This window comes from Nitrospira sp., from assembly GCA_029194535.1.
Lineage (GTDB): Bacteria > Nitrospirota > Nitrospiria > Nitrospirales > Nitrospiraceae > Nitrospira_C.
The window spans coordinates 932,749-957,422 of sequence record JARFXR010000002.1 but is presented as its reverse complement, the minus strand read 5'-3'; the positions used below and the strand labels follow the sequence as shown (position 1 = coordinate 957,422).

Below are 24,674 nucleotides of genomic sequence, written 5' to 3'. Positions count from 1 at the left end.
GATGGAACGTCCGCTGGTTCTTCCCCTTGCCGCCTGTACGGATTCCGCACTGGCGGGGGGCAAGGCCCGGGGCTTGGCTCGGCTGATCGAGGCCGGCGTTCGTGTTCCGTCCGGACTGTGCGCCACCACCGCCCTCTACCGCGAGTTCCTCGGACAAACCGGTCTCACCTCGGATGTCGATCTGCTGAGCGCAGGACGGCTGTCGGGCGACGACCAGCCGTCGCCTGTTGACCATCTGCCGCACCTGCGATCTCGTCTTCTGAAGGCTCCTTGGCCGAGTGATCTGCGTCATCGGCTTGAAGTGGCCGTCCACGATCTCGGGTTCGACGCGGCCACGTTGTGGGCGGTGCGATCCTCGGCGACACACGAAGATGCGATGCAGGCGAGCTTCGCGGGCCTGTATCGGACGCATCTCGGGATCCGCTTCTCCGGCATCCTCGCGGCGGTTCAGGATCTTTGGGCCTCCCTCTGGGACGAGCGGCTTCTGGCCTATCACCGTAAGCGCGCGCCTCAGTCGTCGCCTCCGGAAATGGCCGTAATCATCCAACCGATGCTCGATGCGGTGGCAGGCGGTGTGGCCTATTCGATTGATCCCGTAACCGGTGAAAACCATATCGTGGTAAATGCCCTGCCCGGCTTGGGGGCTCCTTTAGCCGATGGAACCGTGACGCCCGATCACTATGTCGTCCATGTCGGCCCTCTTCAATCCACTCCGCAAGCCGCCGCTGCCACGGTCGTCAAACGCGACATTGCGGCCAAGCGCTCAGCCTTGCGGGTGTGGCCGGACGGAATACGACTTGAACCCCTGTCGCCCGATGCTGGAGCCGCTTCGTCGATTTCCGACCATCAATTGACCGAACTCGCCGGGGCGACCAAACGGATCGAAACGCTGTTCGGGTATCCCGTGGATGTCGAATGGGTCATCGACCGACAGGGATTGTGGCTCGTCCAGGCCAGGCCCGTGACGGTCATCGTCCGGTCCGAGTCATGGCCCGCCGGTGAGTGGGCCGGTGAATGGGAATGGTCACGAGCCAACCTCAAGGAAACCATGCCGGAGGTGCCCAGTCCGATTGGGCTCTCGTTTCTCGAGCGGTTCATGGACGCCTATATTGTCGGTCACTACCGACGTTTGGGGTGCCGGATTCCCAAAGGGATCTCCTCGATCCGGACGTTCCACGGACGTCCCTACCTCAACGTGACACTCTTCCACAGTCTGATCGCGCAGTTGGGCGGTGATCCTTCATTGAACGCCGAGCAGATGGGTGGAGAGGCTGTCGCGGTCGTGCCGTCCGAGCCGATGCTCGGGTTTCTCGCGCGTGTGCGCGCCGGCTGGTTGATGTGGCGCGAAATGAAGCGGGTCGCCTCAGATGCTACCCGCTACTTTGCAGACATGAAACAACAAGCTTCGCGCTATCAGCCGGATCTGATCCGGGACTGGGATCCAGCCGATCTTGATCGGCATCTGGAAGAGCTCGGACGCTGGCTTGACCGTCACGAAATGACCTTTGGGATCGTACTCGGCGTCGGGCAATGTCTGCAGACATTCAGCGCGCTCCTGCCGGTATGGCTCGGCGAGGATTGGCGAAGTCTGCTCAATTCGGCGTTACAGGGGGAAGGTACGGTCATCAGCGCCCAGCAGATCCATCGAGTGACGGAACTGGTAGAGGCGGCGCGGCAGGATGAGGCCTTGTCCCATGGGCTGCTGACCGAGAACTGGGATGTGACGACGCTCCGCCGTCGTGCCCGGCAGGCGCCGTTTCTCGCGTTGTTTGATCGGTACCTGGAGGAGTTCGGTCATCGTGGGACGGGAGAGTCGGACGTCATGTCTCCGCGGTTTGCCGACCGGCCCGAGATCGTGCTCGACGTGGTTCGAGTCCAACTCACTGGTCCTGTCATTCGACCGGAGGACATCGTCGCTCGCCAGCGCGCGACGCGCGATGCCGCCCTGGTGACGATCCGCGCGCGGCTGGGCTGGCGGCTGGATCGGCTGGGGCTGTTTCGCTGGTCCTATCGGCGACTCTGTCGATTCCTTTCCCTGCGCGAGGCCAACCGCCATCATCTCATGTACTATTCGACGGCCGTCAAGAACTTGTTGGTGCGGTTCGGCGCCTGTCTGACGGCGCGAGGGATATTTGACGCCTCCGACGACGTGTTTTACCTCACATTGGAAGAACGGGCGTCGATACTGTCGGCGGTCGAACGCGACTGGAAAGATACCGTGCGCCTGCGCAAAGCGGAACGGGCACGATGGCTGGTGCTCCAGGTGCCCGATACGATCCGCAACGGCGAGGCCAAGATCGGTCGCCGGGACCAGTCCGTCGGGTCAGCCGACGGTTGCTTGCGAGGGACTCCGATCAGTGCGGGCACGGCCACGGGGTCTGCCTGCCTGGTGCAATCGATAGTGGATTGGCCCAAGGTCAGACCCGGAGATATCATCGTGGTGCCGGTCATCGACCCCGGGATGGCACCGCTGTTCGGGATCGCGGCAGGGCTCGTGGCTGAAATGGGCGGGACGTTGTCGCACGGGGCGATTATCGCACGCGAGTACGGATTGCCTGCGGTCGCCAACGTGCCGGGTGTCATGAGTCTGCTGAAAGATGGTCAACGGGTGACGGTGGATGCCGGCTCAGGAGTCGTGCAAATAGAATCGACTCCGGGAAGCTGATGGTTGCGATCAACACACGCTAGAGCCAAACGGCTCTAACTCTTACGCGCTTGACCTTTTATACGAATTTACGTACGCTCCGAAACAGTTCCCCTTCTTCATCATCACAGCGCCCAACCCGTCGTCGGATGTTGCTCGTTATGATCCCGCGGGTCACGATCGATGATTGAGAGCACCGCCTTCAGCCTGGGCCTCCTCGCCGGAACCGTTCTTGGAGCTGTGGTCGTCGGGTTGTCGGTTTCGGTCAGGCTGCGTTCCGCCTTCCATAGTCAGCTCACCTCAGCAGGTGAACGCGCTCGGCACGCCGAAACGCTTTCGGAGGAGCTGCGACGTCAGCTCGAGACCGAACAGGACGCGCACGTTCGGCTCAGACAGGACCTGCAAGAAATGTCTCGATCTTGCGCCGTGGCGGAGACACGGGCCGCCGAGACGGCCAAACATGCCGAAGAGCAGAGGATCCTGCTTTCCCAGGCGCGTCAGGAACTGGCGGAATCCTTCCGGGCGCTGTCCGGTGAAGCGCTTAAACATAATAACGAAGCGTTCCTGAGTCTCGCCAGGGCGACCTACGAGACGCTCCAGACGGAGGCCAAGGGCGAGCTGGCACAGCGACAGCAGGCCATCGACGAACTTGTCAGGCCGTTGACGGAATCGCTGCATCGATACGATGAACAGCTGCGCGCGCTGGAGCTGTCCCGTCAGGCCGCGTACGGAGGCTTGGATCAACATTTGAAATCCCTCGCGGAATCGCAGCAGCGATTGAAGGAGGAGACGGGAAATCTTGTGAGCGCGCTGCGTGCGCCGGTCGTGCGGGGTCGGTGGGGAGAAATCACGCTCAAGCGTGTGGTGGAATTGGCCGGGATGGTGGCTCATTGCGATTTCACCGAACAGGAATCAGTGACCGTGGAAGACGGACGTCTTCGTCCCGACATGATCGTTCAGCTCCCAGGAGGGCGGCAGATCGTCGTCGATGCCAAGGTCGCATTGAACGGATATCTGGACGCATATGAAGCCTCCGGGGAGGACCAACGGTGTGAGGGGCTCCGGCGGCACGCGGCCCAGGTACGCGCCCATATGAATCAGTTGAGTCTCAAGGCCTATTGGAGCCAGTTCGCGCAGGCGCCGGAATTTGTCGTGCTCTATCTGCCCGGCGAGCAGTTCCTGGGGGCGGCCCTCGAGCAGGATCCCGGACTCATCGAGGACGGGTTCGCGCAAGGCGTGGTGTTGGCGACTCCGACGACGCTGATGGCGCTGCTGCGGGCGGTTGCATACGGCTGGCGGCAGGAGCGGCTCACCGCGCACGCCGAAGAAGCGGGACGCCTCGGCAAGGATCTGTATGAGCGAATGGCTGTGCTGGCCGAGCATCTGAACGACGTCGGACAAGCATTGGGCCGGGGCGTGACGGCATATAACAAGGCGGTCGGCTCTCTGGAAACGAGGATCCTGCCCGCGGCGCGTCGGTTCAAGGAGCTGGGGGTTGCGTCGGACAAGGATATTCCCCTGCTGGGGCCGATGGAAGTCGTCCCGCGCCGGACAGTGCCGCATGATGAATAAGGACGAACCCATGCACGACGCACAAGCCATGGTGGAAGCGTTTCATCGCCTGTTCGACATCGTCTGCAATCCGGTGCCCACAGCGGTCGGCGACGACACTCGGCGGCTGCGCATTCGTCTGATCCAGGAAGAGTTCAATGAGCTGCGGGAGGCGATGGATAGCGACGACCTGGCGGCGGTCGCCAAGGAGTTGGCGGATCTGTTGTACGTGGTCTACGGCACCGCCGTGTCGTACGGTATCGACATGGATCCGGTGTTTCGCGAAGTCCACCGATCGAACATGAGCAAGGTCGGGGGCCACAAGCGAGAGGATGGAAAGTGGATCAAGCCGTCTACCTATTCGCCCGCCCACATCGGTCCGATCCTGGAGGACCTCAGAGCGGAGGAGAAACTGCAGTAACCGCGCAATGACTGTCGAGGAGGCCGGTTGACCGGGATGAAGTCCCTGTGTTGCCCAAATTGCGGCACACCGTTTGTTCGAGTCGCTTCGCAGGAAGGAACGGTCGAGCGTCTGCTGGGCCGCTTCAACATGCTTCCCTTCCGATGCCAACTTTGTACGAACCGGTTCCGTGCATTTTATCCGGGCACACGCCCGAACACGCAGGCATTTGATCGCAGAGAGTTTAAGCGCCTCCCCGCATCCATCGAAGCGCAAGTTCTTGACGAACGGCAGTCGCCGTTCGTCAACCGTATTACCGACATTTCAATGGCCGGATGTACGCTGACGGGAACCGGACTGGCCAAAGGTGCGTTCGTGGAATTGGTGCTGAGGCCGACATCGGAGAACGACGAGATCAGAATCGAAACGGCGATGGTTTGCTCAGTCCACCCCGAGTCGGTGGGGCTGCGGTTTCTGGAGGTCGATCAGGTTGACAAGCAGCGTTTGAGCCAGGTCGTGCTCGGGCTGTTGGTCAGTCAGACCAATCCGATGATGAACGTGTAACGTGCGTCACACGGATTCGTGAGTGCTTCCGGTTCGGTCGTGCCGGTGGAGCCACGACCGTGACGTTATCGATCAGCCTGATCCGGCCGATCCGTGCCGCGCCCAAGAGGACGGCCGAACCGGCGACCGTCGCGAGGGTGTCGAGAGACGCGGCATCGCAGACCGCCAGATACTCCGGCCGAACGGTCCGATCTTCCGCCATCACCTGCCTCATGATGCGTTCAATGCGTCGGCCGTTACGCACGCCGTTCAGAATGGCCTGACGCCCGGCCGACAATGCCCGGTAGAGAATCGACGCGCGGCGGCGATGATCCGGAGACAGGTAGACGTTGCGGGAACTCATGGCCAGTCCGTCAGGTTCTCGCACCGTGGGATGAACCTCGAGGTCGATGGCCAGGTTCAGATCGACAATGAGCCGACGTACGAGCGCTGCCTGCTGGAAATCTTTCTGACCGAAGACCGCGTGATGGGGACGAACGATGCTGAACAGTTTCACCAGGACCGTGGCGACCCCCTCGAAGTGGTGCGGCCGAGCCGCCCCCTCCCAACGCCCAGCCAGCTTCGGCACCGTGACCGAGCTTTGGAATCCCTCCGGATACATTTCCGAGGGAGTCGGCTCGAAACAGACGTCCACTCCCTCCGTTCTGCATAACCGATGGTCCCGGGTGATTGGACGAGGATAGCGCGACAGGTCTTCTTGCGGCCCGAACTGAGTCGGATTCACGAAAATGCTCACGGCCAGGGCATCGCATCGCAACCTTGCGGCGCGGATCAAGGCTCGGTGCCCCTCGTGGAGTGCCCCCATCGTGGGGACGAATCCGATCGTCACGCCCTCTCGGCGAAGGCGATTGCTCCACAGGGTCATCGCATGGGGGGTACGGATGATCTTCATGAGCCTGGAGGGGGACTGCACGAGGGCCGCGACCCGTATCGGGTGGACGGCTGAGGAAACAGCAGGCGGACCTCGGACGAATCCGTGACGTCGGCCAGCAGTCGGCTGACGGTCCGTCCTATCGTCGGATGGACGAGAAGCGGGTCCAGCTCGTTGAGGGGCATCAATACGAACCGCCGCTGGTGAAGCCGCGGATGGGGGACCGTCAAACCCGGCTCGTCGATGCTGCGTTCACCGTAGAACAGCAGATCGAGGTCGATGGTGCGGGGGCCGGCGCGGTCCTCCTCGTCGCGCCCCAGCGATCGTTCGATTTCTCGGAGGATCGAGAGCAGGCTTTGCGGCGCGATCTCTGTTTCGAGCTGCACCACTCCGTTCAAGAACCAGCCGTCTCCGGGATTCGCGCCGTCGCGCACCGGCTCCGTTTCATACAGCAGGGACACGCCGGATACACGGCTGTGCGGCAACAAGCTCAACAGGGTCACGGCGCGCTCGCAAAAGCCGATCCGGTCTCCGACATTGGACCCGAAGCCGATGTAGACCGTTTCGCTCATTCAAACAGTTTTGAGTTTCGAGTTGTGAATTTTGAGTTTCATGAAACTAACCCTCAAAACTCAACGCTTACAGCTTTTTCACCCGTTCCACTGCCTCTGCCAACCGCTCTTTCGACGTGCAGACGGTCATTCGGATATAGCCTTCTCCTGGTGCCCCGAAACCGTTGCCGGGTGTCGTGACGATGCCGGCCTCCTCCAGCAGATGGGCCGTGAACGACGCGGAGGTGTATCCCTTCGGCACCCCCACCCAGACGTAAAAAGCGGCTGGAGGTGGACTGACCTCGAGCCCGAGCGCTTGCAGACCGGGAACCAACGTGTCCCGCCGCTCCTGATAGATCCTCCTGAGCGAGTCGGTCACGGAATCGTCCAATCCCAAGGCCGTGATGCCGGCCGCCTGCACGGCCTCGAATACGCCGGAATCCAGATTGCTCTTCACCTTCCCGAGCCCGGCCAAAATATCCTTGTTGCCGACCGCAAAGCCAATGCGCCAGCCGGTCATGTTGTAGGTCTTTGAGAGCGAGTGAAACTCCACGCCCACATCCTTCGCACCGTCGACCTCGAGGAAGCTCGAGGGCCTTTTCCCGTCGTAGAAGATTTCCGAGTAGGCCGCGTCGTGACAGACGATGACGTGGTGTTCCTGCGCAAACTCGACGACGCGCTTGAAATAGTCTTTGGTCATGATGACGGAGGTGGGATTGTTCGGGCTGTTCAGCCACATCAGCTTGGCTTTCTTGGCGACGGCCTTCGGGATCGCGCTCAGATCCGGCAGGAAGCCGTTGGTTTTCATCAAGGGCATGATGTGTGAAACACCGCCTGAGAAACTGGTCCCGACCGGATAGACCGGATAGCCGGGGCTTGGTACCAAGACCACATCGCCGGGATCGACGAAGGCGAGGTGGATGTGTCCGATCCCTTCTTTGGAGCCGATCAGGGTGAGGACTTCATTGGCCGGATCGAGGGAAACATTGAAGCGCCGCTTGTACCAATCTGCGACGGCCTTCCGAAAGGTCGGCATGCCCTCGTAGGAAGGATATTGGTGGTGCTTCGGATTCTTGGCGGCCTGCGCGAGACTGTCGATAATGGGCCCGGGCGTCGGCAGGTCCGGGTCGCCGATGCCGAGATTGATGATGTCCACGCCGCGCGCCATCGCCTCTTGTTTCATTTTATCGATCGCGGCAAAGAGATACGGGGGGAGTGTTTTAATACGATTGGCCACTTCGATCGGGAAACCAGCCATTGCTGATGCTCTCCTTTTTTGGCGGGATAGAAGTCACAGGCAAAAATGAACTCCCTAGACTACTAGAGGAATGATCCGGCAATCAACGTGCAGAACGGAGCAATGCGTCGATCAGACTATCCGCAAACCGGTGCAGGGTGGGAAGGTGCGGCATCGCTGTGGCCGTGACCTGTTGGACCGTCAGCCCGGCCCGAATCAGATCCGAGGCGCACTCGCGACACAGGGAATCGATTCCCGCCTGTTCCATCTCCAGATGAAACAGGAGCCCATAGCCGTGGGATCCGTACCGGAAGGCTTGCAGGGGCGCGAGATCAGAGGCCGCCAACGGGGTACAGCCGTTCGGTAGGTCGAAGATCTCTCCGTGCCATTCGAAGACCTCAAACGAGTCCGGCAGGGCCCGGAAGACGGGATCAGACTTCGCCTCAGGCCTGAGTCGAATAGGCGTCATGCCGATTTCCAATGCCTTGCCCGGTCGGACCGTCGCTCCGAGCGCCTTGGCCATGAACTGGCTTCCCAAACAGACACCGACCACCGGCTTGCCGGCAAGGAGCACCTTTCGGACGAAGGCGGCTTCCTCTGCAATCCAGGGATCGGAGTCATTGACCGACATCGGTCCGCCCATCACGATCAGCAAGTCGCCGGAATCCTTCGGCAGACCATCTTGAGGCACAAGATGGCGTTCCGGGTTCACGCCTCGCCTGGCGAGGGATTGTTCAAAGGCGCCCGGGCCTTCAAACGGGACATGTTGCAAGCAGACGGCACGCATTGACACCTCCGGACAATCGAATTAGGCTCTCCGACCAATGAGCAAGGTCATCGTTCGGGTAGTGCCGCCAACTGCGAGAGTCGCTTCACGCACACGTACGGTCTGTCCCCTGAGTTATGGGCGATTTGAGGTGGGTCTTGCAAGAGCATGATCTGGAGTGGTTGGTTCGCAATCGTTCGACGATCCAAGCCCTCTTACTCGAACTCTGGAAAGAATTTCCGGAAGCGCCTTCGGCCGGCTCGAAACCCGGTACGGTCCTCCAGTTGCTGGTCGGCGCGACGTTTTCTCTCTGGCGTGCGGCCTTTCTCGCCGAAAGTCCCCGTGATTGGCAAGAACACGCCAGCCATGCAAAGAAATTCTTGAGCATCGTCGTCAAAGACAATGCCATCACTTATTCACAAGAGCGCGAAGCCCGTTTTTGGACTGTAGGATACTATTTGAACAATGCATTTCTGCGATTGGAAATGGCTTATCGGGCGCTCGATCATCACACGGCCTTACGAGAAGAAGTGACGGATTTCCTGAAGCGGCAGATGGTTCTGGCTGAATTTTCTACGGATCCGAGAAAGCCGTGGGACTTAGCGCAGAGTGTGACTCGCGAACTGTTGAAAGAAGTCCGTCAACGCTGGTGAATAACAAGCCGATTTTGTGTCGTGGTAAGGTGCCTGCTTCCAGACGGACGACCCCAAGCGAAATGTCAAGACCGCTCATCCCGATCTCGCTCCGCGCTAGCCGCCCGACCTGGACTGCGCTACAATTCGTGTGGTGAAGCAACACATCAAACATCTTGAAGACCTTCGTTGGCTCCTGGGCCATACGGGTGGGTTCCGGGGCGGCTACGTCACGGACGTCCAGATGTCCAAGAGACGGCTCTTCGACGAGAGATCCGCGCGGGACGTGTTGACCGATACCACTGTCACGGTCATGGTGCGCTATCGGCTTCGCCAGATGGAACGCGTGGCGAGGCTGACCATGATGGGGGTGACCGACTTTTCGATTTTTGAGCAGGAAGGAGCGGACTGCTCGTCCCTCAGCGTGATCCAGGCGGAATGCACCGCCGGGAAATTGCGGTTTTGGTTCGACCCGCAGGGCGAACTGTACGTCGTGTGCGATGAAGCTCAGTTTGAAGAAGTGGCGGCCCCGTTTCGCGACGAGGTCGTTCGTGACCAACCGGCGCAATGGACGTTTCAAAGTCCGGTCGCGGATTGGCCGACGGTGGAATGGCTCCTGAAGGGATTGGATGGGTCCGGTTTGCCTTGCACCTGGAAGAAGAGCAAGGCGTCGAGCCGGCGGCTGGGGACCGTTCAGTGGGAAGGGGACTTGTTGCCGGATGTTGGGCAGGAGCAGACCAATTGCGGTCGCGTTCACGCCATGCTGTACGGCCCGATCGACGGTCCGGGATTTGGAATCGTGCTGCACATGGCGGGAACGGAAAGCCGAGCTGCCTGCCGGATCCTTTCCTGTGCGGCGGATCTGCTCGCGCGGCATTTCTCCGGCCGATGCCTCGTGGGTAACACGATCATCCCGGGCGGCGATTGGCTAAATTGGAAATCGTTGGAGCACCGGCGTTGGGCAGCGACAGAGCAGATCGAAGAGGAGAATTCGTGAGCGGCGGTACGTTGTCGGGCGGCCGACCGGGTCAGGCAAGGGCTTCCTCGCTGGTATGCCCTGTCGCGTGACTTTCGTTGTGTGAGAAGATCGTCGTTCCGTTGATGTGGGTCATGCCGCTCTCATGCTTCCGGTTCACACATTCCACCAATGCCCAGAAGTGAAGTGGATTGACGTTCTGCTTGCGGGTGACGTGGAGATTCGTGCCTTCCAGTACCGTGTGCAGGGCCAGATCCGTGCGCCATCCGAGGTGCTTGGTCAACGGCGAAATGACCTTTTCCACCGCCGCAATCACCTTGTTGCCGTTGCTGAAATGATTGAGCATGATGATGCGCCCGCCGGGTCGGCAGACGCGAATCATTTCATTGACCAGTTTTCGATGATCGGGAACGGCGGTCACCACGTAGGCGGCGACGACGGTATCAAAACTGTCGTCCTCGAATTCCATGGCGCCGGCGTCCATGCGGTGCAGGGTGACATGGTCCATGTGGTGTTCGAGGGCCCGCTTCTTCGCGACATCCAACATGCCTTCCGAAAAATCGATACCGACGATCTGACAGTGACGAGGATACATGGGGAGGGCCAGGCCGGTTCCGACGCCGACTTCGAGAATGCGTTCGTGCGGCTGGACATTCAGGTTGCGGATGGCGGATTCACGTCCTTCGTGGAATACTTTTCCGAAAATCCTATCGTAGACTCCGGCGTAGGACGTATACACCCGCTCGATCTTATGCAAATCCATAGTTCCTCCAACCCAGACATCACGCGTCCTGCCCACTTCTGGGGCAGGAGGCGATTGCATCGGAATTCAGTGGAGTCTGTCGTTATGACGGCGGAGCGCCTGGAAAATGTAGCGAGGGACCCGCCTGAATCAAAGCAGGCGTACCATATCCAACTCCCGCGATTGAGTCAACACAATCTTCGCTGGGAGCCGGCCACCCGGTCGTCTGATCATCCAATTATCCAATCTGCAGTCGGCGGTTCCCCGGACTTGATTCGACCGCGAACGCTGTGGGATAGGTACGGTCCATGGTGCTGGCTGGCCTCTTCGCCGGGGTGCTTTGCTTCGGATTGATCCTTGGAGACTGGCTTTACTTCATCCGGTTGACGCCCGATGCCATCCGCTACGGCTGCGGGATCGCGCGTAGTCTGGATCGGTTTCCCGCGGATCGAGTCGTTCGGCTCAGCCAGCGGTTCAATGCGAACGGACTGCTCTCGCTCCCGCACGGAATCGCCCGGTATTATCCCGAGCTGGGTCAGATCGCCATCCGTCCGCAATACCATCTGTTTTCCATGAGTTTCCGTACTGCTTGGCCTTTGAAAGGCCTGATTCATCTGTCCTCCGAGGTCCCGCAGTGCACCGCGGTTTGCGTCAAGCGAATTCCCTGGTCGTCCGCCATCATCACCCTGCTCTGGTTTCTGCTCGTGAGCCTCGGAACCGCGTCATTTCTGGTGATCTATGCGCTGCAGGGCGGATTGAATTCCCTCGCCGGTTTGCTCATGGGGACGGGCATTCTCGGAATCGGCCTGCTCGTCATCGCCTTCGGCGCCGTGACGGTGGTGTTTTCCTACCGGCTGGAAAACAGTCGCCTAATGAAGGTGTACGGCGAACTGCGGGACGTAGCCGAGGATTCTGTCAGGACGTGAAGAGGGTCAGGAGCTGGTCGTACTCCGCCGGGAGATCGACGGCTGCCCGGTCGCGGGCCAACCCGGCGATGATGCCACGGTGCTTTTTGCTGAGGCCGGACGTCTCGAATGCCAGGCGGAACTGCGACCACTTCAGGGTCGGATCCATCGCAATTCTGGCCTGTTCGTCTTTCGGAAGCGCGTGAAGGGTGGCAGTGAGCGCTCGAATCGCCTTTTCCACGCTTTCATAGGGGGGCGCGAGCTTCAACCGCCCATAAAACGTCTCCAGATGAGAGCGGAATTCCTCTCGGAGCTGCTGAATCGACGGCGACGGGGCAGGCGATGGGTCCGACATCGGTGACGCCGATGATACGGTATGATGACTCATGATGACAACGGTCCTGCGAGGACTCTTTGGGATATTCAATTGGGAGGTTTTCATGCGGGAAGCGAAGTGGGCGCTCTGGTGCCTGGTCGGATTGGCGGCCTTGAGCGGGTGTTCGGCCGCGAGACACCATCACGGCATGATGGATCAGGGCAAAAGCGAGGTCTATTGGCAGAAAGGCCAGCAGGAGATGGCCGCGGCGGTTGATCGGACAGTCAAGGATCAGGACAAGGCCAAGCAGGTCAAAGCCATTGTCGGTGACATCATCGCCGAACTCAAGGCGGGTCGTGAACAGGAACGTGGGTACCATCGCCAACTCTACGCGCTGAATGCGAACTATACGGCTGCGCCCGAAGAGTTCATGAAAATTCTGGACGATGCCAGCAATCAACGGATGCGCACGGCCACGACGATTCTCGGCCAGCGATTCAAAATCAAGGAATTGATGACGGCCGACGAGTGGAAAGCGCTGTCGGATCAGATGCTGGCCTACAGCAGCCGATACCAGCACGGGAGCGGCGATTCGAAGGGTGGATACTAGAGAAGGTTCAGGTCTTCTCTGAACCTTGACCTCAACCTGAACCTGTTCTTGCCGGTGCGATTGTGAGAGGCAGGGGCGTCCATGTCGCGCCCCCGTCCGTCGAGCGATACAACCCACTGCCGTTGGTGCCGGCATAGAGCGTCTGAGCGTTCTGCGGCGAGAGAGCCAACGCCCGTATGTTCAGCGTGGCCAGCCCCTGATTCATCGCCTGCCAGGTGTGACCGCTGTCGGTCGTTTTCCAGACGCCGCCGGGGCCGCCGATGTAGATCACCGAGGACTGCGTTGGATGGATCACGATGCTGCTGACGAAAGGATCCGGTAGAGATTGCCCGATGCGTTCCCAGGAATTGCCTTTGTTCGCGGTACGGAAGAGTCCTTTGGTAGTGCCGGCGTAGACGACGTCGGGATTCGTCCGGTCGATCTCGATCGCGTTGACGCCCAAGGCCATGGAGGCCATCAATTCACTCTCCGGGATGAGTCCGGTATTGACCTTCTTCCACGACATCGCGGCGTCGTCCGAACGGTAGATGCCGCCGGTGGTTCCTCCATAGAGAATCGTCGGATCCTTCGGATTGATCGCGATGGAGGTCACGATATGGACCTCTTTCATTCCGTTCATCCGCTCTTCCCATTCACGGCCCGCGTCCTTCGTATAAAAGGCGCCGACTGTCGTGGCCGCATAGATCTTCTCGGTCAGCGCTGGATGGAACACAAATTGGTTGACGAATGAAACGTGTTCCTTGAGCCCGACATTGTGGGGCAGCCAGTGCTGCCCCCCGTCGGGGCTTTTGTAGACCGCGTCTCCCATGGTGCCGGCGTACACCGTTGCGGGCAGTTGCGGATCGATGGCGACGGTGGTGACGCGCCTGGCGCTGAAGCTGGGGAACTTTTCCCAAGTGCCGCCTCCGTCACGCGACTTATAGACGGCGTCGTTGGTGGCCACGTAGAGAATGTTGGAATTGGTCGGATGGAGGGCGATGGACACGACGGCCTCGCTGTCCTTCTGGCAGCCGGTCGTACAGATACAGAACAAGTGTGCGGCGGCAAATAGTGGCAGAATGGGACGAGGCAGGAGCATGGTGAAAGGGACTGAATCACAGGGATTGGAGGGGAGTCAAGAAGCGAGAGTGTATCGCGCGGGTCCTGTCGCGGCCAACAGCCCCACCGTGCTCATTCCACCCATCCCCCAGTGGGTCCCTTGCGTTCCGCGCGCTTGGTGAAAAGGCCGCGTCCCCGCGCGGCTAGGGTGGGCAGGGTGAGAAGTTCGCCCCGTTCGCCACGCCACCCGCACGACTTCCGATGAAGAGAAAGTTTGGAACGAGAGGGATCTACAAACAACGCTCGCAGCGCTGCTGCACGAACGCATTGGCTCGCCAGTCCGGTGCCCGCGCTTTGGCACATGTCGCGTTCTGTGGTGGTCCACTCCTACTCATGGACATCGTAGAGAAGTCTGACTTACTTTGGAAAGGCTCCACCTTGCGCACTCCTCCGATTCCCTACGAATGCTCCTATTTCGGGCCTGGTTCCCTCGACATGACGGTAGACAATCTGATATATAGAACCTATATATGTTAAGAGGTTTCTCATGAACCATGCCAGCGTGCAAGTTCCAGTCTTGATGAGTCCGGCGCAAAAGCGTCGTCTGGCTCGTAAGGCAAAGGCGGCTAACCTCACAATGGGTGAATTGCTTCGCCGGGGAGGTGAACGGTTTTCTCCGACGGAAGATGAAGCCATGCTGGACCAATTTGCCAAACAGGTTGCGCGGGCAACTCAAAAGGCGATTCAATCGATCGATAGGACATTGGCATTGGTCGCCGAATCGGAAGCCCGCATCCAAGCTCTGGGCAAATCTCGAAGAAAGCACTGAGCATGGGGCTCACGGAACGGGTTTGGGATGCATTTGCCAGAACCATCAAGTTGGCCGACAAAGTCGAGCAGCTGAACGCCACGGTTGCCAAGCAGCAGCATCATATCGAAGATCTCACCGGCCGCGTCATCCGGCTGGAAACCGCTCTAGAAATCGCCCTGGGCGCCAAACGCACTAAGAGACTCTCCGGGCCGTCTACATAATTCGATTTGATCCTCAGAAGAAACCTGGCTGCCTTCCCTTGAACCAGGGCCTTGGTGGCCGCTTGCAGGATCGCTTCGGTGTAGCCCGCTACGGTCGCTCACGCCTGTGGTTTGTTGGCCGCTGTTCTTGCCACAGCTTCCTAATTTTAGAACCTATCTCAAAATGGTTATGTCGATGCCAAAAGTCCCTATAATGCGCCTGCATGCTACCTCTGCGCGACGATCAATGGGAACGGATCCGAGACCATCTTCCCAAGAAGCACATCCCCGACGGCCCCACTCCGGCTGCAAGCCGGTGCCGACGCTCGCGGCTCAGGCGCCGCTCCGTTAGCCAGCTTCGGGAGGTGGTACCATGAGGCCGCAATGTGGGGTTGCTGGCGCGGCGCTTCTCTTGGCAGTGGTTGGGGGCTGTGCCTACACGACGCCTCCATCGTCCGTAGCACCTGGGCCATCCGTCGGAGGCACTATTGATATCGGGTACACACACGAGGCTCTTGGCGCAGGGAAGCACCTGGTCACCGTTACCGCCGCGCCGGGGGTGGGCGAAACGGAGAGCTCCATTGCCCAGCGAATTCACATCTTCTCGAACAAATTCGCGGCGCAGACGTGCCCCGCATCATTTGAGTTCGTGCACGATCCAAACTTCGATCAAACAATCTCTAGCGGCTTCATGAAGCGCACCAAGACGTACGTTTTCATTTGCAAGTGAACCTGGCTACCAACACATTCGAGCGGACCGTGGTCGATCGTGGGCCGCACCCTGGTGCCAACCGGTGGTTGGCGGGCTCTGCATGCGGCAGCGACACCGTGCCCGGCCGCTCAACTCGGTCGTTCGGCACCTAAAGATGGCATCTCAGTTCTCCCTTCGAGACTTTCAGCCGACCGACGCAGCGGCAGTCGATGCACTCGTATTGAGCGCCTTCCACCAATACCGCGCTGCCTATTCAGATTGGCCCGCCTTTTCCTCGCGTCTCGGCCAGATGGTGCGAAGCGCGAGCCACAGCGAGATCATTGTTGCGGAGAGCGGTGGTGCCGTTGTCGGCGCCGTCGCCTATGTCGGAGCGGGGCAACCCCAACCATCCTTTTATCCCCCTGAGTGGCCAATGCTGCGCATGCTGGTCGTTGACCCATCAAGGAGAGGTCTGGGAATCGGGCGGGCCCTCACGGCCGATGCAATCGGCCGAGCAGTCCGCGATAGGGCGCCGCTCATCGCGCTGCACACCAGTCCAATCATGAAGATCGCGCTACCGCTGTTCGAGCGTATGGGGTTTCGGCTGGAGTGCGACATTGCACCGATCTTTGGAGTTCCGTATGTGCTCTATGTCAAACCGTTGGGTGCCTAGTAACGCGCTCGACCCTGAGCGCGGGCGATGGGCCGACGCTCGCGGACTGCGGCATGCTCGTCGTCGGCCCAATGGCGCGGCGGGTGAGCCGCTGAGCCCGCCGCGCCGTTAGCCATATACCATCAAGAGTGTTCTCGAGGAAGGGATAACTACCGGAGAAGCGAGGCATCCGCCGAGGCTTGGCCGGGAAGGAAAGCTGGAACTGACTGCAGCTCCACGGTCGTGAGACCGTGGCTAAGGGAATTCCGGAAGGGCGCACGGCGCGTTGTGACGAGCGCCAAGTGCGCATGTTCCGCCCGGGCAAGCCCGGTAGGATCGCTTTGAGAGGTGCGGCGAGCAAAACCGAGGGCATCCGCCCTTCAACGCATGATGGCGCAACCGAACCAGTGCACCGTTCGCCTGCCACAGCGAATCTCTTTCAGCGCGGTCGAGCCGGAGTGCCGGAGCAGGGCAGCACCATCCCCACTCCGAATGTCCATATCTCTACAACTTTTTCGTCAACCGCTCTGCATACCCCGTTTATTTCATAGACCCCTTGCGATTTCATCGCATTCCTCTCCGCGACGTCATGCCCTTGGGTCGCGTCTTGCAGCAGGTCAGCCTGCGCGCGGCGTACATCGCTTACTGTCGCGATTGACATATGGCCATCCCTTGCGTATGGTAAGCCATATGAAGACGACACTCCAGATCGACGATTCCGTCATGGCTCTGTTGAAACGTGAAGCGGTCCGCCAAGGGCGCACGATGTCCGAACTGGTCGAGATGGCGTTGAGACTGTTGCTCCAAAGTCCGAAGAGTCGGCGTGCGCTGCCGCCATTGCCCTCGTTCAAGAGCGGAGGAGCGATGGTCGATATCGCCGATCGCGAAGCGCTGTATCAGGCGATGGAGGGACGTTAGTGTTTGTGGTGGACACCAATGTCTTGGTATATGCCGCGGATGAAGACTCGTCTGCCCATGGGGTGTGTCGGGACTTGGTCGAATCGTGGCGGAGCAAGCCATCCGCGTGGTACACGACGTGGAGCATCCTCTACGAGTTTCTGCGGGTGGTGACTCATCCTCGTGTATTACGCCGACCCTGGCCCACCAAGCAGGCGTGGAGCTTCGTGGAGGCCGTGATAGCCTCTCCTGGCCTCGGTCTGCTGACGGAAACGGATCGGCATGCCGCCGTGGCGGCCGACGTGATGAAACAAGTTCCACATCTCATAGGGAATTTGCTGCACGATGCGCACACCGCTATTCTCATGAAGGAGCATGGTATTCGCCGTATCTACACCCGAGACATGGACTTTCACCGCTTCACGTTCCTCGAGGCGATCGATCCCCTCCGCGAGCAGCCTGCGTGAACAAGGTGGAGGATGGTGGAGACGGTTGTTCTCCTGTACCTGTCCATCGCGTAACTATCATCTCGTTGTCATCTCCTTAGGTCAGTTGCCGCCCTACAACTTTTTCGTCAATCGCTCCGCATACCCTGTCAGTTCCATGTAGCCCTGTCCTTTGATCGGCTTCTCCTGAAGCGTGCCGGTCGCCTCAATCGCCCCTTCCCAGTAGGTGACCTGGGTGCTCCGCGTGGTCGAGAGTTCCTGTTCGGCCATGAGCGGGCGAATCTCCAGAGAGAGCTGCCGTGACGGAATGGTCAGGCGCCACCGCTGCGGATAGACGGCCTTGCTCGTCGGGCTCGTCCAATGGCTCAGCGGTTCAAGGCTAAAGTCCTTGAGCGGCAGATGCTGTGCTTTCCCGTCGTGGTCGATCAACGTCCCGCTGGACACTGGATCCGCCGATCCGTCTGCCCGACGGAGGCGATAGAGCATCAGTTCAGTCCGGTCGGCGAGTTGCAGGCTGAACCAGTCCCAGCCGACCACATCATCGCCGAGATCTGCCGAGCCGAATTCATGGTCCATCCAGCTGGCGCCGGTCACGTCGAACGAGTCGTTGCCGATCGTCAACCTGCCGGCCGTACCCATTCTGGTGAACGAATAGTAGTGGGAAGCCTGAGCCTCCGCCGACCCCTTTCGGCTGATTCCACCGGTTCCATGGACGACCGGCAGCTTGTCGGGCGCCAGATCGAGATCGACGGTCAGATCCCGATCGGTCGCTTGCAGCCGATGAAGCGTCGAGTCCGGTTGCACGTCCGCGCTCCAGCGATCGATCCAGACGTGCAACCGGTCGGCATCTGCGCCGGCCTTGCCGAGCCCCCCCCGGCTGAGCTTCTCGGCGTACCGGAACCGGCGGCCATCGAGATCCGTCACGGCGAAATGAGCCAGATACAGTTGCGAGACGGACCATTGCGACGGAAGAGTCTTGATCTGTTCTTTCGGGACGCCTCGTCGGAAGAAGGTGAGTTGGTAGCCGAACCGGCGGCCGGTCGCCGTGGCAAGGTGCCCCGTGTAGTACCACCACTCGGTACGGAACTCGTCATGCGATCCATGGTCGCGCGGGAACCGATAGACGTACCCTTTCGTGGCGAGCCGAAACCTATCGGTGATCTCGTCGGCCAATACCAAGGTGGTCAGCAGCGGCACAGCGAGAAGAGACCACCAACAGCATGGTCGTGTCGGATTGTGTGTTCGCCTGGACGGTGAGTGCATGAGATGTTGATAGTGACGGAGCGCAGCCTCCGTGCGCTTATAGCACGGTGGAGTGCAAGTAATAAATCCCCTCTATTGACAATGGGTTTGTGCGTTGCCTGTAGAAGCAAGCGATCCCGTCCGCCGTTGACAATTTTGCCGACCATCGGCTATCGTGGGCCATGCAAACCGATCACGAACGGGATCCGCCCGAGTTGCCGAGGCGAGAGAGGGCGCCGTTGTTCCCCATCCCCAGCCGCATTCCTATTTTTGCGTTGCCGAACGTCGTCTTGTTTCCGAAGACCTACTTGCCGCTGCATATTTTCGAGCCGCGCTACCGTCAAATGGTGGATGATGCCGCCATGACCGGCCAGTGTATCGGGATGGCCTTGCTCAAGGAAGGTTGGGAACCGGGCTACCATGGGAATCCTCCGATCTATTCAATGGGATGCGTCGGCCGCTTGGTGAGCGTGCAGCCGCTGGCGGACGGGCGGTCGAATATCCTTCTCCAAGGACTCGAGCGGTTCGAGGTAGCCGAGGAATCCTACGACAAGGCCTATCGGCAGGCCAACATTCAGGTCAAATCCAGACCTTCGGAGTCGGTGCTCGAAGAGGGCCTCCGCAAGCATCTCGTGTCGGTTTTGGAAGACTATCTCGGCACTCGTGAAGATGCGGTGGCTTGGCAAGGCTGGTTCCGTGACGACATCAGTGATGAGATCCTGGTCCATACGCTGTCGTCCTATCTGGGGTGTACCGCGCTGGAGAAACAATTTCTGCTGGAAGCCGAGAGCCTTCAGCAACAGGCGCGCCGTCTCTGCGATCTGATTCACTTTCTCATGCACGGTCGCCATGGCGTGAAGGGCTGGGGATAGACAATATGGATCGAGCCGTCGCGATCGATGTCGCCCATCTCTCCAAGTCCTACGACGGCCATGCGGCCGTGGCCGACATTTCGTTTCAAGTGTATATGGGAGAGATCTTCGGACTGCTCGGGCCCAACGGCGCGGGGAAGAGCACGACCCTGCGCACCCTGATCACCTTGTTGGCGCCCACCTCCGGGTCCGCCGTCATCCTGGGACATGACTCGGTGAAGGACGCCGACACGGTTCGGCAGCTGATCGGCTATGTTCCGCAGGAACGGGCCATTGACCGGTTCTTGACCGGGCGAGAACACCTGGAACTGCTGGCCGCCCTCTACCATCTGCCGAAGGATGAAGCGCTCAGGCGAATTACCGAGTTGCTGAAGCTTGTGGAACTGGAATCGCACGCCGACCGTCCCGCGAAAACCTACTCGGGCGGCATGAAGCGTAAGCTCGACATCGCTTGCGGCCTGCTCCCGAATCCGAAAATTCTCTTTCTGGATGAACCGACGTTGGGCCTTGACGTGCAGAGCCGGCTCCGCATCTGGGAGTATGTCCGCATGCTGAAGGCCAGGGGGATGACCGTCGTCATGACGACGAACTATCTGGACGAGGCGGATCAACTGTGTGACCGACTGGCCATCATCGACGGGGGGAAGATCAAGATCATCGGTTCCCCGATCGAGCTGAAGGTCGGGCTGGGCGGCGACATCGTATCCCTGACGTTGAAGGAATCCGATCGCGTTCAGGCTCTGGCTGCGTCGCTCAAAGGTCAACCGGCGATTCGAGCCGTCAATGCCACGGCCGCAGGATTGGATATCCGGGTCGAGTCGCCGGAGAAGGCCTTGCCGGCGATCCTCGAATCGGCGAACCGGCTGGGATGCGGGCTTGAGTTCATCCGGTACAATCGCCCGCGATTGGACGACGTCTTTATCGCCCACACGGGCCGGCGTATCCAAGAAGAATCTCCGAATGCCGAGAGTGACTAGATAGAACTCAGAACCGGTAGGAAGCGATGAGCGAGTATTGGCAGGAAATTCAGGCCTTGACTATGCGGTGGGTTCGCCGGCTGAGCCGTGAAAAATTCAGCATGCTGTTCACGCTGGTCCAGCCGATGCTGTTCTGGCTGATTTTTTTCGGCAATCTGTTCCAGCGCGCCGCAGATTCGCAGGTCATGCAGGCTCCGAACTATATCAGTTTCCTTGCGGCCGGCGTCGTCGTCATGACGGTGCTCAACAACGGCCTGGCCGGAGGGGTTGATCTCCTCTTCGACAAGGAAAACGGGTTCCTTGAGCGTCTGATGTCCACCCCGATCCGCCGAAGCTCCGTCATTCTCAGCCGATTTCTCTTCGTGATGACGATCACTTCGCTGCAAGTGCTGGTCATCTTGGGCGTAGCCTTCCTGTTCGGCGTCCGCCCGGCGACCGGTTTGCTCGGCATCGCGGTCATCTTGTTGATCGGCGTTTTGTTCGGCGTCGGATTGACGGCCATTTCCATGGCCATGGCCTTCTCCGTCAAGAGTCACGGCGATTTCTTCTCGGTGCTCGGCTTTCTGTCTCTGCCCATGATATTCTTGAGCTCGGCGTTGGTGCCGCTGGCGGCGATGCCGGGATGGATGGGGTTTCTTGCCCGGTTCAATCCCATGACCTGGGCCATCGATGCCGTGCGGCCGTTGATTCTCTCCAACTGGGCGGACGCGCTTCCGCACGTGGGGATGGTCGTATTGGTGATGATCGTTTTCGATGCGCTGTGTCTGTACGGCGGCGCCAAGGCGTTCCGCCGGGCGATGGGCTAGGAGCCTGTCCGACATTGCCTTCGTGACGAGGCAAATGAGGTGCGGGCAAATGCAAGACCGCAGGCTCGAAAAACCGGAAGCGTATTCGCTGGAATACGTTGAGGATTTTTCCGGGCCGAGAACGAAGCAGGTGCCCGCAGGTCGTTTGCCGCAGTAGAACGGTCATGGTCGGACAGGCTCCTAGGGCGCGGCGATCCTACACCGGTTACGGCGTTGACCATCTTGCCGACGGGGTGGTAGAGAGTTGATCATGGTGGTCATTCCCGAAAGCCAGATCAGGGCCCTCATCCGATTGCTAGCCGATGAGGATGAAAGGATTGTCCAGACGATCAGCGACAAGTTGATCGACATCGGTCCTTCCGCGGTCCCCCTCCTCCAGGAAGCTGAAATCGAGCAGCCGGAAATGGCTGAACGGATTGCGTCCGTTTTGGAGGAGATTCGAGGCGGCAAGCTCGAAGACGAGCTCCTGCGGCTCGTTACGGTCCGCGATGATCAGGTGGATTTGGAGCAGGGCGGCTTCTTGATCGCGCGGTATGTGTATCCCTCGCTTGACGTACCGGTCTATACCCGGTTGCTCGACGAGATGGCCCAAGAGGTGCAAGATCGCATCGGTCCGCGGGCATCAGGGGAAGAAACCGTCAAGACCCTGAATCGGTATCTGTTCACGGAGCAGGGATTCAAGGGGAATACCAAGAACTATTACGAGGTCGAAAACAGCTATCTGAACCGCGTCATCGACCGGCGAACCGGTATTCCCATCAGTCTATCGGTCGTGTATCTGCTGATTGGGAAGCGACTGCGGCTTCCGGTACACGGCATCGGCATGCCCGGACATTTCCTCGTCAAGTATGAGTCGGATCGATATAAGATCTTCGTCGATTGCTTCAATGGCGGCGCGTTGCTCACCGAGAAGAACTGTCAGCGATTTCTCACGGAAGCCGGATACGGGTTCGACGAGAAATATCTGCAACAAAGCCCCGTCCGTGCGATCCTCTCGCGCATGACCAAGAATCTCTTGGCCATTTACGCCAAACTCGATGATCCGATCCGAAAGTCCCGCCTGAGCCGGTTTATCGAGATTCTGGGGTGTGACAACCGCGAAGGCGGCCTCTAACAGGCTGTTGAACATCGTCTTGCGCGTTGTGCTCACATCGCACAAAGGCTCGGCGTACCACCAAACGTACGACTCGCCTTCCCGCTCGTTTCGGCCTTGCGCAAAACGATTTTGGACAACCTGCGGTTCAAATCTTGATTGTCAGTCGATCCTTGGCCATTGTGATTGGTCCCCCGAAATGTTCTCCCGCCTGCTCACGTACGTCGTACCGCTCGGCGATCGGATAGAAATGAGACAGCACGAGGCGGCCGAGCCCTGCCTCCTTCGCAACCAGGCCGCATTGGCCAGCGTGCAGATGCGCCGGCCCCGGTTTATTCGCCGGGAAGGAACAATCGAGCACGGCCACATCGGTCTCGCGGCATAGACGCACCAAATTGTCGCAGTACTGTGTATCACCGGAGTAGGCGATGGCCCTTCCGCGATACTCGATACGGTAGCCGACGCAATGCAGGTCCGGCACGTGGGTCATGATGCGGGGAACGATACGCGTCTCTCCGATCGTGAAGCTGCGGTCGCTGACTTCCTGGAACGTCACGCGAAAGGGCGGGTCCGCAAAGCTCGGGAAGGTGGTCATGATGGTTCCAAGGAGCCGCTTCAATCCCCACGGGCCGATCACTGTCAGGTCCGACCGGGAGCCTCCTCCGTATTTCGCGTAGATCACCGCATCGAAGAAGAATGTGATGAAATCCGAGAAATGGTCGGCGTGAAAATGAGAGAAGAGGATGTGGGTGATTCGGTGGCGATTCACGCCGGTTTTCAGCAGATTCATCAAGGTACGCGGCCCGAAGTCGAGGAGCAACGTCCGATCCGTCCGGACCAGGTAGCCGGCGGCCGCGCGTGCAGGATGCAGGTTCGTGCCGGATCCCAGAATCGTCAGTCGCATGGAGAAGTCAGGCCTCCTCAACCTTAGCCGTTCCGCTGAAAACTGTCGCGCAGCCTGGTCAGGAGGAGACGCACCGTCTCCGCTTCCTTGGAACTGAGCGCCCGCTCAAAATACGGCCGGAGAAAGGCGATGTGGGACGCAAAGGTTTTTCTGAAGAGCGCATCCCCCTTGTCGGTCAGCGTGACCTTGATGCTCCGCCGGTCCTGGGCAACCTGTTCACGGCGGATCAACCCCTTCCTCACCAGACGGTCGAGTACTCCAGTCAGAGTACCTTTGGTGACGAGGGTGCGCGCAGAGAGCTCGGCGCAGGTCATGCCGTCAGTGTCTCCGAGCGTGGCGATGACGTCGAATTGCGAAGGCGTGAGCCGCATGGCGCGGATGTGACGGCTGTCGATGCGCCAGAATGCCAGGTAGGTTTCCACCAGCGGACGAAGCACCCGCAGATGGGAGTCGTCCTTGAGATCCGGCAGATCCATGAAAATCAGAATAGTCCGTGCTAGAACGAATCGTCAAGAGTCGGGGAAGAGAGAGGCGTGCCGATCCGTTGACGGACAGACCTCCCGTACCTATGATGCGGCTTTGATGAAGCGCGCCGCGTCCGGCCAAGCCAACCTCACGTCGATCCTCATCCTACTGGGAGCCGTGATCGCCTGCGTCTGGATCTGGAAGCGTCTGGATCTGGACACCCAGGAGTATGTGATCGACCAGGCGATTCCCTTCGCATTCGCCGGTCTCCTGATCGCCTCGGGTCTGTGGATGCTGGTGCGTGCCGTTCGTCGCAGGCAGACCAAGCGTCGCCGGAGAGAGCGACTCATTGCCCTGTTTCAACGGGAGACCGCTCGAGATAAACGACTGGAGGCGGCGTTCGCCCTGATCGAGGTGAACGACTATCGCCTCGACGGCTTGCAGCCGGTCATCCCGGCGCTGACAGAACTGTTTTCATCGACGCTTCAGCACGCGCTGGGCGATAAACAGCACCGAATCCGCGGGATGGCCGCTAGTCATCTCGGCGTCCTGCAGGACAAGAGCGTGGTCCCGCTGCTGATCAAAGCCTTGGAAGACGATCATGCCTACGTCCGATCCTGTGCCGCCTTGGGATTGGGACGCCTTCGCGCGGCCGAGACGAAGGGGCGTTTGGTGCGCCTGATGGAGGAAGATTGGGATCAAACGGTCCGGAGTCGGGCGAAGGAGGCGGTGGAACGAATGGGGACAGGATGTTGAAACTGGACCGAGCTTTTTGAACAGTCTGCGAGAAGAGCGGCCTGCAATCTTGAGCGGCC

General features: G+C 59.8%; 28 protein-coding genes. 18 read left to right on the top strand and 10 right to left on the bottom strand.

The window, feature by feature from the left end; all coding sequences use genetic code 11:
* The first annotated feature begins 1 nt into the window (after position 1).
* The 4 genes from P0111_15960 to P0111_15945 all read left to right on the top strand — a co-directional run bounded on the left by P0111_15960 (position 2) and on the right by P0111_15945 (position 5,159).
* Positions 2 to 2,665 carry a PEP/pyruvate-binding domain-containing protein gene (locus P0111_15960; GenBank protein ID MDF0645527.1) on the top strand — a complete coding sequence of 888 codons (2,664 nt, stop codon included), beginning with the start codon at positions 2 to 4 and terminating at the stop codon, positions 2,663 to 2,665.
* A 387-nt stretch (positions 2,666 to 3,052) separates the two neighbouring features.
* Positions 3,053 to 4,216: a DNA recombination protein RmuC gene (locus tag P0111_15955; protein MDF0645526.1), complete on the top strand. Its 1,164-nt coding sequence runs from the start codon at positions 3,053 to 3,055 to the stop codon at positions 4,214 to 4,216.
* 10 nt (positions 4,217 to 4,226) lie between these two features.
* On the top strand, positions 4,227 to 4,616 hold the full coding sequence (locus P0111_15950) for a MazG nucleotide pyrophosphohydrolase domain-containing protein (protein ID MDF0645525.1): 390 nt from the start codon (positions 4,227 to 4,229) through the stop codon (positions 4,614 to 4,616).
* 36 nt (positions 4,617 to 4,652) lie between these two features.
* A complete protein-coding gene (locus P0111_15945) occupies positions 4,653 to 5,159 on the top strand; it encodes a PilZ domain-containing protein (GenBank protein MDF0645524.1) in 507 nt (168 codons plus the stop codon).
* On the opposite strand, the gene panC is transcribed toward P0111_15945, so the two are convergent.
* From panC to P0111_15925, 4 genes are all read right to left on the bottom strand, one after another.
* The gene (panC, locus tag P0111_15940) at positions 5,128 to 6,051 is read right to left on the bottom strand and encodes a pantoate--beta-alanine ligase (GenBank protein MDF0645523.1); all 924 of its coding nucleotides are present in this window, start codon (positions 6,049 to 6,051) and stop codon (positions 5,128 to 5,130) included. The two genes, P0111_15945 and panC, sit on opposite strands and share 32 nt — an antisense overlap.
* Positions 6,048 to 6,602: a 2-amino-4-hydroxy-6-hydroxymethyldihydropteridine diphosphokinase gene (folK, locus tag P0111_15935; protein ID MDF0645522.1), complete on the bottom strand. Its 555-nt coding sequence runs from the start codon at positions 6,600 to 6,602 to the stop codon at positions 6,048 to 6,050. Before folK ends, panC begins: the two co-directional genes overlap by 4 nt.
* A gap of 67 nt (positions 6,603 to 6,669) precedes the next feature.
* Positions 6,670 to 7,839: an LL-diaminopimelate aminotransferase gene (locus P0111_15930; GenBank protein ID MDF0645521.1), complete on the bottom strand. Its 1,170-nt coding sequence runs from the start codon at positions 7,837 to 7,839 to the stop codon at positions 6,670 to 6,672.
* Positions 7,840 to 7,921: 82 nt separating this feature from the next.
* A complete protein-coding gene (locus tag P0111_15925; protein ID MDF0645520.1) occupies positions 7,922 to 8,605 on the bottom strand; it encodes a type 1 glutamine amidotransferase in 684 nt (227 codons plus the stop codon).
* Positions 8,606 to 8,721: 116 nt separating this feature from the next.
* Here P0111_15925 and P0111_15920 point away from each other — a divergent pair, with 116 nt between their 5' ends.
* Positions 8,722 to 9,237 carry a hypothetical protein gene (locus P0111_15920; GenBank protein MDF0645519.1) on the top strand — a complete coding sequence of 172 codons (516 nt, stop codon included), beginning with the start codon at positions 8,722 to 8,724 and terminating at the stop codon, positions 9,235 to 9,237.
* A 130-nt stretch (positions 9,238 to 9,367) separates the two neighbouring features.
* Positions 9,368 to 10,213: a hypothetical protein gene (locus P0111_15915; protein ID MDF0645518.1), complete on the top strand. Its 846-nt coding sequence runs from the start codon at positions 9,368 to 9,370 to the stop codon at positions 10,211 to 10,213.
* Positions 10,214 to 10,244: 31 nt separating this feature from the next.
* Here P0111_15915 and P0111_15910 read toward each other — a convergent pair whose 3' ends face one another.
* The gene (locus P0111_15910; protein ID MDF0645517.1) at positions 10,245 to 10,955 is read right to left on the bottom strand and encodes a methyltransferase domain-containing protein; all 711 of its coding nucleotides are present in this window, start codon (positions 10,953 to 10,955) and stop codon (positions 10,245 to 10,247) included.
* Between the two features lie 287 nt (positions 10,956 to 11,242).
* Between P0111_15910 and P0111_15905 the strand changes: the two genes are divergently transcribed.
* A complete protein-coding gene (locus P0111_15905; GenBank protein ID MDF0645516.1) occupies positions 11,243 to 11,860 on the top strand; it encodes a hypothetical protein in 618 nt (205 codons plus the stop codon).
* On the opposite strand, the gene P0111_15900 is transcribed toward P0111_15905, so the two are convergent.
* Positions 11,850 to 12,194: a hypothetical protein gene (locus P0111_15900; protein MDF0645515.1), complete on the bottom strand. Its 345-nt coding sequence runs from the start codon at positions 12,192 to 12,194 to the stop codon at positions 11,850 to 11,852. The two genes, P0111_15905 and P0111_15900, sit on opposite strands and share 11 nt — an antisense overlap.
* Before the next feature lie 31 nt (positions 12,195 to 12,225).
* Between P0111_15900 and P0111_15895 the strand changes: the two genes are divergently transcribed.
* The gene (locus P0111_15895; GenBank protein MDF0645514.1) at positions 12,226 to 12,765 is read left to right on the top strand and encodes a hypothetical protein; all 540 of its coding nucleotides are present in this window, start codon (positions 12,226 to 12,228) and stop codon (positions 12,763 to 12,765) included.
* 31 nt (positions 12,766 to 12,796) lie between these two features.
* Here P0111_15895 and P0111_15890 read toward each other — a convergent pair whose 3' ends face one another.
* Positions 12,797 to 13,843: a hypothetical protein gene (locus P0111_15890; protein MDF0645513.1), complete on the bottom strand. Its 1,047-nt coding sequence runs from the start codon at positions 13,841 to 13,843 to the stop codon at positions 12,797 to 12,799.
* Positions 13,844 to 14,350: 507 nt separating this feature from the next.
* On the opposite strand from P0111_15890, the gene P0111_15885 reads away from it, so the two are divergent.
* The 5 genes from P0111_15885 (at position 14,351) to P0111_15865 (ending at position 17,521) form a co-directional block, all read left to right on the top strand.
* Positions 14,351 to 14,632, top strand: a complete 282-nt coding sequence (locus P0111_15885; GenBank protein MDF0645512.1) for a hypothetical protein — start codon at positions 14,351 to 14,353, stop codon at positions 14,630 to 14,632.
* A gap of 2 nt (positions 14,633 to 14,634) precedes the next feature.
* Positions 14,635 to 14,835 (top strand): hypothetical protein, encoded by a 201-nt coding sequence (locus P0111_15880; GenBank protein ID MDF0645511.1) that lies wholly within the window; start codon positions 14,635 to 14,637, stop codon positions 14,833 to 14,835.
* Between the two features lie 845 nt (positions 14,836 to 15,680).
* The gene (locus tag P0111_15875; GenBank protein MDF0645510.1) at positions 15,681 to 16,178 is read left to right on the top strand and encodes a GNAT family N-acetyltransferase; all 498 of its coding nucleotides are present in this window, start codon (positions 15,681 to 15,683) and stop codon (positions 16,176 to 16,178) included.
* A gap of 669 nt (positions 16,179 to 16,847) precedes the next feature.
* Complete coding sequence (locus tag P0111_15870) at positions 16,848 to 17,075, top strand: ribbon-helix-helix protein, CopG family (GenBank protein ID MDF0645509.1); 228 nt, start codon at positions 16,848 to 16,850, stop codon at positions 17,073 to 17,075.
* Positions 17,075 to 17,521, top strand: coding sequence for a PIN domain-containing protein (locus tag P0111_15865; GenBank protein ID MDF0645508.1), 447 nt, complete (start codon positions 17,075 to 17,077; stop codon positions 17,519 to 17,521). The genes P0111_15870 and P0111_15865 overlap by 1 nt, the downstream gene beginning before the upstream one ends.
* A 93-nt stretch (positions 17,522 to 17,614) precedes the next feature.
* On the opposite strand, the gene P0111_15860 is transcribed toward P0111_15865, so the two are convergent.
* Positions 17,615 to 18,697: a lipocalin-like domain-containing protein gene (locus tag P0111_15860; protein ID MDF0645507.1), complete on the bottom strand. Its 1,083-nt coding sequence runs from the start codon at positions 18,695 to 18,697 to the stop codon at positions 17,615 to 17,617.
* A gap of 227 nt (positions 18,698 to 18,924) precedes the next feature.
* On the opposite strand from P0111_15860, the gene P0111_15855 reads away from it, so the two are divergent.
* The 4 genes from P0111_15855 to P0111_15840 all read left to right on the top strand — a co-directional run bounded on the left by P0111_15855 (position 18,925) and on the right by P0111_15840 (position 22,511).
* On the top strand, positions 18,925 to 19,614 hold the full coding sequence (locus tag P0111_15855) for an LON peptidase substrate-binding domain-containing protein (protein MDF0645506.1): 690 nt from the start codon (positions 18,925 to 18,927) through the stop codon (positions 19,612 to 19,614).
* Between the two features lie 5 nt (positions 19,615 to 19,619).
* A complete protein-coding gene (locus P0111_15850) occupies positions 19,620 to 20,591 on the top strand; it encodes an ATP-binding cassette domain-containing protein (protein MDF0645505.1) in 972 nt (323 codons plus the stop codon).
* Positions 20,592 to 20,617: 26 nt separating this feature from the next.
* Positions 20,618 to 21,397: an ABC transporter permease gene (locus P0111_15845; GenBank protein MDF0645504.1), complete on the top strand. Its 780-nt coding sequence runs from the start codon at positions 20,618 to 20,620 to the stop codon at positions 21,395 to 21,397.
* A 250-nt stretch (positions 21,398 to 21,647) separates the two neighbouring features.
* The gene (locus P0111_15840) at positions 21,648 to 22,511 is read left to right on the top strand and encodes a transglutaminase-like domain-containing protein (protein MDF0645503.1); all 864 of its coding nucleotides are present in this window, start codon (positions 21,648 to 21,650) and stop codon (positions 22,509 to 22,511) included.
* A gap of 127 nt (positions 22,512 to 22,638) precedes the next feature.
* On the opposite strand, the gene P0111_15835 is transcribed toward P0111_15840, so the two are convergent.
* Both P0111_15835 and P0111_15830 read right to left on the bottom strand, forming a co-directional pair.
* On the bottom strand, positions 22,639 to 23,394 hold the full coding sequence (locus P0111_15835; GenBank protein MDF0645502.1) for an MBL fold metallo-hydrolase: 756 nt from the start codon (positions 23,392 to 23,394) through the stop codon (positions 22,639 to 22,641).
* A gap of 23 nt (positions 23,395 to 23,417) precedes the next feature.
* Positions 23,418 to 23,870 (bottom strand): MarR family transcriptional regulator, encoded by a 453-nt coding sequence (locus P0111_15830; protein MDF0645501.1) that lies wholly within the window; start codon positions 23,868 to 23,870, stop codon positions 23,418 to 23,420.
* 106 nt (positions 23,871 to 23,976) lie between these two features.
* Here P0111_15830 and P0111_15825 point away from each other — a divergent pair, with 106 nt between their 5' ends.
* Positions 23,977 to 24,615 carry a HEAT repeat domain-containing protein gene (locus P0111_15825; GenBank protein ID MDF0645500.1) on the top strand — a complete coding sequence of 213 codons (639 nt, stop codon included), beginning with the start codon at positions 23,977 to 23,979 and terminating at the stop codon, positions 24,613 to 24,615.
* Positions 24,616 to 24,674 lie beyond the last annotated feature (59 nt).

What these genes read in the sequence shown, in the direction of transcription:
- P0111_15960 (MDF0645527.1), top strand. Translation starts at nt 2, where the DNA reads ATGGAACGTCCGCTGGTTCTTCCCCTTGCCGCCTGTACGGATTCCGCA.
- P0111_15955 (MDF0645526.1), top strand. Translation starts at nt 3,053, where the DNA reads ATGTCTCGATCTTGCGCCGTGGCGGAGACACGGGCCGCCGAGACGGCC.
- P0111_15950 (MDF0645525.1), top strand. Translation starts at nt 4,227, where the DNA reads ATGCACGACGCACAAGCCATGGTGGAAGCGTTTCATCGCCTGTTCGAC.
- P0111_15945 (MDF0645524.1), top strand. Translation starts at nt 4,653, where the DNA reads ATGAAGTCCCTGTGTTGCCCAAATTGCGGCACACCGTTTGTTCGAGTC.
- panC (MDF0645523.1), bottom strand. Translation starts at nt 6,051, where the DNA reads ATGAAGATCATCCGTACCCCCCATGCGATGACCCTGTGGAGCAATCGC.
- folK (MDF0645522.1), bottom strand. Translation starts at nt 6,602, where the DNA reads ATGAGCGAAACGGTCTACATCGGCTTCGGGTCCAATGTCGGAGACCGG.
- P0111_15930 (MDF0645521.1), bottom strand. Translation starts at nt 7,839, where the DNA reads ATGGCTGGTTTCCCGATCGAAGTGGCCAATCGTATTAAAACACTCCCC.
- P0111_15925 (MDF0645520.1), bottom strand. Translation starts at nt 8,605, where the DNA reads ATGCGTGCCGTCTGCTTGCAACATGTCCCGTTTGAAGGCCCGGGCGCC.
- P0111_15920 (MDF0645519.1), top strand. Translation starts at nt 8,722, where the DNA reads ATGGGCGATTTGAGGTGGGTCTTGCAAGAGCATGATCTGGAGTGGTTG.
- P0111_15910 (MDF0645517.1), bottom strand. Translation starts at nt 10,955, where the DNA reads ATGGATTTGCATAAGATCGAGCGGGTGTATACGTCCTACGCCGGAGTC.
- P0111_15905 (MDF0645516.1), top strand. Translation starts at nt 11,243, where the DNA reads ATGGTGCTGGCTGGCCTCTTCGCCGGGGTGCTTTGCTTCGGATTGATC.
- P0111_15900 (MDF0645515.1), bottom strand. Translation starts at nt 12,194, where the DNA reads ATGTCGGACCCATCGCCTGCCCCGTCGCCGTCGATTCAGCAGCTCCGA.
- P0111_15895 (MDF0645514.1), top strand. Translation starts at nt 12,226, where the DNA reads ATGATGACAACGGTCCTGCGAGGACTCTTTGGGATATTCAATTGGGAG.
- P0111_15890 (MDF0645513.1), bottom strand. Translation starts at nt 13,843, where the DNA reads ATGCTCCTGCCTCGTCCCATTCTGCCACTATTTGCCGCCGCACACTTG.
- P0111_15885 (MDF0645512.1), top strand. Translation starts at nt 14,351, where the DNA reads ATGAACCATGCCAGCGTGCAAGTTCCAGTCTTGATGAGTCCGGCGCAA.
- P0111_15880 (MDF0645511.1), top strand. Translation starts at nt 14,635, where the DNA reads ATGGGGCTCACGGAACGGGTTTGGGATGCATTTGCCAGAACCATCAAG.
- P0111_15875 (MDF0645510.1), top strand. Translation starts at nt 15,681, where the DNA reads ATGGCATCTCAGTTCTCCCTTCGAGACTTTCAGCCGACCGACGCAGCG.
- P0111_15870 (MDF0645509.1), top strand. Translation starts at nt 16,848, where the DNA reads ATGAAGACGACACTCCAGATCGACGATTCCGTCATGGCTCTGTTGAAA.
- P0111_15855 (MDF0645506.1), top strand. Translation starts at nt 18,925, where the DNA reads ATGCAAACCGATCACGAACGGGATCCGCCCGAGTTGCCGAGGCGAGAG.
- P0111_15850 (MDF0645505.1), top strand. Translation starts at nt 19,620, where the DNA reads ATGGATCGAGCCGTCGCGATCGATGTCGCCCATCTCTCCAAGTCCTAC.
- P0111_15845 (MDF0645504.1), top strand. Translation starts at nt 20,618, where the DNA reads ATGAGCGAGTATTGGCAGGAAATTCAGGCCTTGACTATGCGGTGGGTT.
- P0111_15840 (MDF0645503.1), top strand. Translation starts at nt 21,648, where the DNA reads ATGGTGGTCATTCCCGAAAGCCAGATCAGGGCCCTCATCCGATTGCTA.
- P0111_15835 (MDF0645502.1), bottom strand. Translation starts at nt 23,394, where the DNA reads ATGCGACTGACGATTCTGGGATCCGGCACGAACCTGCATCCTGCACGC.
- P0111_15830 (MDF0645501.1), bottom strand. Translation starts at nt 23,870, where the DNA reads ATGGATCTGCCGGATCTCAAGGACGACTCCCATCTGCGGGTGCTTCGT.
- P0111_15825 (MDF0645500.1), top strand. Translation starts at nt 23,977, where the DNA reads ATGAAGCGCGCCGCGTCCGGCCAAGCCAACCTCACGTCGATCCTCATC.